This is a genomic window from Chitinophaga agrisoli, from assembly GCF_008386695.1.
Lineage (GTDB): Bacteria > Bacteroidota > Bacteroidia > Chitinophagales > Chitinophagaceae > Chitinophaga > Chitinophaga agrisoli.
The window spans coordinates 1-1,085 of record NZ_VUOC01000012.1; the positions used below are offsets into that span (position 1 = coordinate 1).

The following is a 1,085-nucleotide window of genomic DNA, read 5'->3' on the forward strand; positions in this document are numbered from 1 at the left end:
GCCGTGTCGTTGATTTATATAATATATATTATATTAACGTATATTTATTTATATATTCATAAATAATCTAAAAAACTTCCAAAAAAAATCCTAACGCAAACACAATTTGCATAAAATGTCCTAAACACAATTAAAGTATACATAATTATTAATTTTAGTCTGTTTTTATATAGGTAGATTGTCTTATAATGATATATATGTTTGTATATGGTTATATATATCTTTTATATAATTATATATATACATTATTTACAGTTCTTATTTAGACGTGAACCTGGCTGGCTGCTTGTGCAATATATCTTTGAGCATTAGCAACTAAACCGGTCGCGTCATTACCGTTGCCAACGCCTCTCAGGAGGTCTGTGATTGATCCAGCTGATTGGTGGAACACTTGAGCAACTGGTGGAAGTAAGTGAGCGGTTATATAGGCAGCGATGTTGTTGCTTTGGCTGTTGCGAGAGTTGTACAATCTCTTGACGATGCAGTACTCTTCATTTAAGAAACTAGAGTCACTGCTGGCTAAGATTGCATCCCAAGCGGCTTCGAAGTCATAGATTCTTCCACCTCCGGCACAACCCAGGGCTGGTCCGACAGAGTATCGGAGTTGACCAGGGTTGATGACGAGTTGATTGATAAGATTCAAGTTTTGTCCCACGTGTCCGAAGAAGGGACCGAGAGATTGTCTGAAGCCGGCGAAGTTTCCGGACCTGACGCCGTCTGTGTAAGAGTTAATGACGTTAGCGGCTGCACAGGCATCACCGGGGATACCGGCAGATAGATGGGCGATAATTCCGGCGGTTTGGGCCACCGCTGATGCTTGACTTGCATAATCGCCCTGGCTGGCCATGTCCTTCAAGATCTCTTGAACGTTGAGGATGGCGATGCTTTTGTCAGTGTCATCGACGTAGTCCCATGCACGTGAGATTACGGAACTAGCTTTTCCATCATCAATGTCGCGTGGAATTTCATTATCACTGTATTGATTGATGGTCACCGATGGTGCAGCGTAGGCGCTTGTAGCGACGAGTAATACCAAAAATATAGGCTTCATTTTAGTGGTCTGTTATGTGACCAATCGGTATATA

The 1,085-nt window shown here is 41.7% G+C and carries 1 protein-coding gene; it reads right to left on the reverse strand.

From position 1 onward, the window contains the following. Positions 1–262 precede the first annotated feature (262 nt). Positions 263–1,051 (reverse strand): hypothetical protein, encoded by a 789-nt coding sequence (locus F0L74_RS34465; RefSeq protein WP_149842205.1) that lies wholly within the window; start codon positions 1,049–1,051, stop codon positions 263–265. Positions 1,052–1,085 lie beyond the last annotated feature (34 nt).